This is a genomic window from Streptomyces cucumeris, assembly GCF_024295805.1.
Taxonomy (GTDB): Bacteria; Actinomycetota; Actinomycetes; order Streptomycetales; family Streptomycetaceae; genus Streptomyces; species Streptomyces cucumeris.
Genome location: NZ_JANCLX010000041.1, coordinates 65,472 through 71,168, shown reverse-complemented (window position 1 = coordinate 71,168; position 5,697 = coordinate 65,472). Strand labels below are relative to the sequence as shown.

At 73.4% G+C, this 5,697-nt stretch carries 6 protein-coding genes; 4 read left to right on the top strand and 2 right to left on the bottom strand.

The window, feature by feature from the left end; translation table 11 throughout:
- Positions 1 to 192 precede the first annotated feature (192 nt).
- The gene (locus tag NMK44_RS36815; RefSeq protein ID WP_254751581.1) at positions 193 to 1,161 is read left to right on the top strand and encodes a DMT family transporter; all 969 of its coding nucleotides are present in this window, start codon (positions 193 to 195) and stop codon (positions 1,159 to 1,161) included.
- A gap of 110 nt (positions 1,162 to 1,271) precedes the next feature.
- Positions 1,272 to 1,463 carry a hypothetical protein gene (locus NMK44_RS36810; RefSeq protein ID WP_254751579.1) on the top strand — a complete coding sequence of 64 codons (192 nt, stop codon included), beginning with the start codon at positions 1,272 to 1,274 and terminating at the stop codon, positions 1,461 to 1,463.
- 19 nt (positions 1,464 to 1,482) lie between these two features.
- Here NMK44_RS36810 and NMK44_RS36805 read toward each other — a convergent pair whose 3' ends face one another.
- Positions 1,483 to 2,769 (bottom strand): APC family permease, encoded by a 1,287-nt coding sequence (locus NMK44_RS36805; protein ID WP_254751577.1) that lies wholly within the window; start codon positions 2,767 to 2,769, stop codon positions 1,483 to 1,485.
- A 2-nt stretch (positions 2,770 to 2,771) separates the two neighbouring features.
- Complete coding sequence (locus NMK44_RS36800; protein WP_374215394.1) at positions 2,772 to 4,250, bottom strand: cytochrome P450; 1,479 nt, start codon at positions 4,248 to 4,250, stop codon at positions 2,772 to 2,774.
- A gap of 112 nt (positions 4,251 to 4,362) precedes the next feature.
- On the opposite strand from NMK44_RS36800, the gene NMK44_RS36795 reads away from it, so the two are divergent.
- On the top strand, positions 4,363 to 4,977 hold the full coding sequence (locus tag NMK44_RS36795; protein WP_254751569.1) for a TetR/AcrR family transcriptional regulator: 615 nt from the start codon (positions 4,363 to 4,365) through the stop codon (positions 4,975 to 4,977).
- A gap of 197 nt (positions 4,978 to 5,174) precedes the next feature.
- Positions 5,175 to 5,621, top strand: coding sequence for a nitroreductase family deazaflavin-dependent oxidoreductase (locus NMK44_RS36790; RefSeq protein ID WP_254751591.1), 447 nt, complete (start codon positions 5,175 to 5,177; stop codon positions 5,619 to 5,621).
- Positions 5,622 to 5,697: the final 76 nt, after the last annotated feature.

Here is a 5,697-nt window from a genome sequence, read left to right as displayed (position 1 = left end):
CCCGATGTACTCGCCGCCCAACGCAAGGAACGGGCCCGCATTCGCAGCGAGAAGGGCATCCGCTGGGGCGGACGCCCCCTCGCAGCCGCAGCCTGAACCCGGCGAACCTATGCGGTCACAGCACTAGCCGTCCGTTCCGGCACTCCCACACTTCGTCCGCAGCCGAAAGGAACGGGGCCCAGCCTCGCCGCCATGACGATCAACGACACCACGGACACCAGCTCCGACCGGCAAGGGGCCGCGCTGGCGGCGGCAGCCGTCACCGTCCTCCTGTGGGCCTCGGCCTTCGTCTCCATCCGCAGCGCGGGCGCCGCGTACTCCCCCGGCGCGCTGGCGCTGGGACGGCTGCTCACCGGCACCCTCGCGCTGGGCGCGTTCAGCCTGATACGCCGGGTGGGGCTGCCGCCCCGCGCCGCGTGGCCGGGCATCATCCGCTCGGGAATCCTGTGGTTCGGCATCTACATGGTGGTGCTCAACTGGGGTGAGCAGCAGGTCGACGCGGGCACCGCGGCGATGGTCGTGAACATCGGACCGATCCTCATCGCGCTGCTGAGCAGCAGACTGCTGGGCGAGGGACTGCCGCGACCGCTGCTGGCGGGGATGGCGGTGTCCTTCAGCGGCGCGGTGGTCGTGGGGGTCTCGATGTCCGGCGCGGGCGGCGCCTCGGTCCTCGGTGTGCTGCTGTGCGTACTGGCCGCGGTGTCCTACGCGGTCGGTGTGGTCTCCCAGAAGCCCGCGCTGAGCCACGCCGGGGCGCTCCAGGTGACCACGTTCGGCTGTCTGATCGGCACGGTGGCCTGTCTGCCGTTCACCGGCGTCCTGGTGTCGGAGGCCGCGGACGCACCGCTGTCCGCCACCCTCAACATGGTCTATCTGGGGCTGTTCCCGACCGCCCTGGCCTTCACCACGTGGGCCTTCGCCCTGGCCCGCACCACCGCGGGGAAGATGGGCGCGACCACCTATGTGGTGCCCGCGCTGGTGGTGCTCATGTCGTGGCTGTTCCTGGACGAGGTACCGGAGGCGCTCACCCTGGTGGGCGGGGCGCTGTGCCTGGCCGGAGTGGCCGTCTCCCGGCGCCGTCCGCGCCCGGCGGCGACCACGGTGGTGGCGGTGTCCCAGCCCGCCGTCGCGCCCCGCGAGGAGCCGACACCGGCCGACTGACATCCGCGGGTGCGCTGTTTCCATGGAGCTTCCGGACATGAACTGACCGTGATGTCCGAGTGTGACCGGTATCGCAGGATGACCCCGTCGCTCGTGGGTACCCGTCGCCCATGGACAGAAATGAGCAGCCCCTGCTCACGCCCGATCTGCCGCCTCTGGTCGACGTACCGGACCTGACGTTCCCCGCCAGGGGAAGCCGGGCCGACGGTGCCAGGACCGCGGTGGACCGGGACGGCGACAAGGAGTCCGGTCCCCCATCCCCCGCCACCGGTCGCGCCGACGGACACCCCCTCGCGGCGTAGCCCCCCGACCTCGGCTCACTCACGACGCCGGCGCCCTCCGCAGCCCGTACAGACAGGCTCCGATGACCAGGACCACGACCCCCGCGATCACCGAGGTCAGCGGCAGGGCGCACGCCAGGACCGCACACCCGGCCAGGCCCAGGACCGGTACCAGCCGTACCGGACGTCCCTCGGCCGGGGTGAGGGTCCTGGCGGCGGCGTTGGCGATGGCGTAGTAGACCAGCACGCCGAACGACGAGAACCCGATCGCCCCGCGCAGATCCACGGTGGCCGCCAGGACCGCCACCACGGCACCGACGGCCAGGACCGCGCGGTGCGGCACCGCGAACCGCGGATGGACCGCGGCCAGCGGTGCGGGCAGTCGCCGGTCGCGTGCCATCGCCAGTACGGTCCGGGAGACACCCAGGATCAGCGCGAGCAACGCGCCGAGCGCGCCCACCGCGGCGCCCACCCGCACCACCGGCACCAGCCCCGGCAGCCCGGCGGCGCGGACGACATCGGCCAGCGGGGCCGTGGCCCCGGCCAGTCCGTCGGCGCCCAGGACGCTCAGGGCGGCCACCGCGACCGCCGCGTAGACGGCGAGGGTGATGCCCAGCGCCAGCGGTACGGCGCGCGGGATGGTGCGCGCCGGATCCCGCACCTCCTCGCCGAGCGTGGCGATCCTGGCGTATCCGGCGAAGGCGAAGAACAGCAGCCCCGCGGCGCGCAGCACCCCGCCGACGGTGGTGTCGCCGCCCGGGTCCAGCCGGGAGGCATCGGCCGCGCCGGAGGTGAACGCGCCCGCCACCACGGCGGCGAGCACGGCGAGCACCACGGCCACCACGGCCCTCGTCAGCCAGGCGGCCTTGCGCACCCCGAGGTAGTCGACGGCGGTCAGCGCCACCACGGCCGCCACCGCCACCGCCCGCGCATGGTCCGCCCAGATGTAGTGGCCGACGGTCAGCGCCATCGCCGCGCAGGACGCGGTCTTGCCGACCACGAACGCCCATCCGGCGAGATGGCCCCAGAACTCCCCCAGCCGCTCGCGGCCGTACACATAGGTGCCACCCGACGCGGGGTACCGGGCGGCCAGCCGCGCGGAGGACGTGGCGTTGCAGTACGCCACCGCCGCGGCGACCGCCAGCCCGATCAGCAGTCCGGACCCGGCGGCGCGCGCGGCCGGGGCGAGGGCGGCGAAGATCCCGGCGCCGATCATCGCGCCGAGGCCCACCACCACCGCGTCGAGGACGCCCAGCCGGCGCCCCAGTTCCGAGGGCGGCGGGCCGGGGGTGCCGGAGACGTCGGAGTCGGTCGGCGGCTGGCTCATGGCTACTCCCGGGCGGCGCGGCTCCTGCGGCTGAGTCGCAGCGTAAGGCCCTGTGGCATCAGGGTGAGGCGCTCGGCGACCCGGAGCCGGTAGCCGGGGTCGGGGTGCAGGTCGTAGCGGCGCAGCAGCAGTCCCAGCACCAAGGTGGCCTCGTGAAGGGCGAACTGGCGGCCGATGCAGGCGCGGGCCCCGGTGCCGAACGGTTTGAACACCTGGGCGGGGCGGGCCCGTACGGCCTGCGGCGCGAACCGGTCCGGGTCGAACGCCTCGGGATCCGGCCCCCACGCCGAGGGGTCCCGGTGCAACATCGCCACCAGGACCAGCGCCCAGGCGCCGCGGCGCATCGGGTGGACCCCGCCCAGCAGGGTGTCCTGGAGCGCCTCCCGGGAGTAGGCGGGCGCGGTGGGCCACAGCCGCAGCGATTCGTCCAGCACCCGGCGCAGATAGCGGGCCTTGGCCACCTGCTCGTACGCGGGCTCCTCCGTGTCGCCCCACACCTCGTCCACCTCGCGCTGGGCACGGGCCAGGACGTCGGGGTGGCGGGCGAGGTAGTGCAGGGCGAAGGAGAGCGCGCCGGAGGTGGTCTCGTGGCCCGCCACCAGGAAGGTGATGACCTGGCGGCGGATGTTCTCGGCGGACAGCCGCTCGCCGGTCTCCGGATGGGCGACCTCCAGCATCCGGTCCAGCAGGTCGGCGTGTCCGCGTGGCGCCCCGTCGGCCCGGCGGGCGGCGACGATGGCGTCGACGGTGCGGTTGAGATATGCCATGTCGGCCGTGTTGCGCCGCTCGGCGCGCCGCATCAGCGGGGCCACTCCGGGCGGCAGGACGTTGCGGCGCTGGGCGTGGGAGAGAGTGCCGATCATCGCCGAGACGAACGGGTGCGGCCGGTCGCGTTCGAAGGAGCCGAAGTCGTGGCCGAAGCCGGTCCGGGCGATGGTCTCCAGCGTCAGCTTGGTCATGTCGCCGGGGACGTCCACCGCGGCGCCCGCCTTCTCCCGCAGATCCCAGCTGTCCGTCAGCCGGACGGCCACGTCCAGCATCGCCCGGTGGTACCCCTCCATGGCGGTGCGGCTGAATCCGGGCGCCAGGATGTCGTGCGCAAGCTGCCAGTTGGGCTCGTGGTTGTAGGCGGTGAACAGCCCGTCGCCCACCACGGGGCGGAGGTTGGCGACCCCGAGGCCGACGTGTTTGGCGAACCGGGTCTCATCGGACATGTCGGCGGCCAGCTCGGCACCCCAGACGAAGACGATCTCCCGGCCGAACGCCCTCCGGCGGAACACCGGGCCGAGCCGGCGGGCGATCCGCATCGAGTCCTGGAGCGGAGTGCGCGGATTCGCCCCGAGCACATCGCCGAGCAGCGGCAGCCGGCGGGGCGGGTGCGGGATGCGGTGGAGCTCGGGCCAGCCCAGCTCCGCGCCGCGGAATCCGCCGGGAGCCGTGACTCCGTCCGTCGCCCCCGTCAGCTGCGCCATAGGTGCCATCTCCCTCGTGTGCGGCGGTCCGTGGGGAGCCCGCCCCGCTTGTTATACGTGGATTCAATAGCGGATTCAGTGTGGTCCTGGCGGTGAATCGGCGTCAAGTAGGGTGCTGACCATGGTCGCCAACCCCTGCGGGCGCGTGCGTCGCCGTATGAGCACCGAGGAGCGCAAGGAGCAGCTCCTGTCGGTGGGGGCGCGGCTGTTCGCGCAGCACCCCTACGACGATGTGTGGATCGAGCGGGTGGCCGAGATCGCGGGAGTCTCCCGGGGGCTGCTGTACCACTACTTCCCGACCAAACGGGAGTTCTTCGCGGCGGTGGTCCGCCGGGAGAGCGGACGGATGCTGACGCTGACCGAGGCGGTGCCCGGGCTGCCGTTCCGCGAGCAGATCGACGCCGGTCTGGACGCCTTCCTCACCCATGTCGAGGAGCACGCCTCGGGCTTCCGCGCCTTCCACCGCGCGGAGGCGGCGGGCGATCCGACGGTGCGCGCGGTGCACAAGGAGTATCTGGCGGGGGTGGAGGAGCAGATCCTCGACGCGCTCGCCGCCGACCCCTCGGCGGCGGCTCCGCCCCAGGACCCGGGCGCGCTGCGGCTGGCGGTACGCGGCTGGCTGGCGTTCATGGTGGCCGTCTGCTTGGAGTGGCTGGACGAACCCGGCCCGTCCCGGGAACAGGTGCGCGAGCTGTGCGCACGGGCGCTGATGGGGGCGCTGGCACCCGCACCGTGAGCGGGCCGGGCGCCGGTGAGCCGCCCGGACAATCTGCGAGCCGCCCGGATGCCGGTGAGCCGCCCGGGTGAGCGCGCGGCCGGTCACCGCGCTCCGGGATGATCCGGCGACCGTTCGGTGTTACCGAAGTGTCACCAGCAATGCTGCGCACCGGATGTGTCGTCGACGAGCGGCGACCGACCGACGAGGAGACGGATATGCCACTGGAGGGCGAGTACCAGCCGAGCCCGGAGAAGTGGGTACGTGACCAGGTCGAGCTGATCGAGAGCTCCGGGGGCGCCGACGGCACCACGTTGCGGGGTATGCCCGTCGTGCTGCTGACGACGCGGGGCGCGAAGAGCGGCAAGATCCGCAAGACACCGCTGATGCGGGTGGAGCACGACGGCCACTACGCCATCGTCGCCTCGCTGGGCGGCGCCCCCGAACACCCGGTCTGGTACCACAACGTGGTGGCGGATCCCCGGGTGGAGCTGCGGGACGGGCCGGTGCGCCAGGACATGACCGCGCGCGAGGTCACGGGGGACGAGAAGGCGCGGTGGTGGGAGCGCGCGGTGCAGGCGTACCCCGACTACGCCGACTACCAGCGGAAGACGGATCGGCAGATCCCGGTGTTCGTCCTGGAGCCCGCGGCCACACCGCACTGAGCCGCTCACTTCCGCGTACGGACGGGGGCGCGCCGGGGGCCCCCCCGGGCCCCCGCCGGTCGCCGGGCGGCCCCGC

Excerpts from the sequence above, each read along its gene's own strand:
- NMK44_RS36815 (WP_254751581.1), top strand. The coding sequence starts at position 193 with ATGACGATCAACGACACCACGGACACCAGCTCCGACCGGCAAGGGGCC.
- NMK44_RS36810 (WP_254751579.1), top strand. The coding sequence starts at position 1,272 with ATGGACAGAAATGAGCAGCCCCTGCTCACGCCCGATCTGCCGCCTCTG.
- NMK44_RS36805 (WP_254751577.1), bottom strand. The coding sequence starts at position 2,769 with ATGAGCCAGCCGCCGACCGACTCCGACGTCTCCGGCACCCCCGGCCCG.
- NMK44_RS36800 (WP_374215394.1), bottom strand. The coding sequence starts at position 4,250 with ATGGCACCTATGGCGCAGCTGACGGGGGCGACGGACGGAGTCACGGCT.
- NMK44_RS36795 (WP_254751569.1), top strand. The coding sequence starts at position 4,363 with ATGGTCGCCAACCCCTGCGGGCGCGTGCGTCGCCGTATGAGCACCGAG.
- NMK44_RS36790 (WP_254751591.1), top strand. The coding sequence starts at position 5,175 with ATGCCACTGGAGGGCGAGTACCAGCCGAGCCCGGAGAAGTGGGTACGT.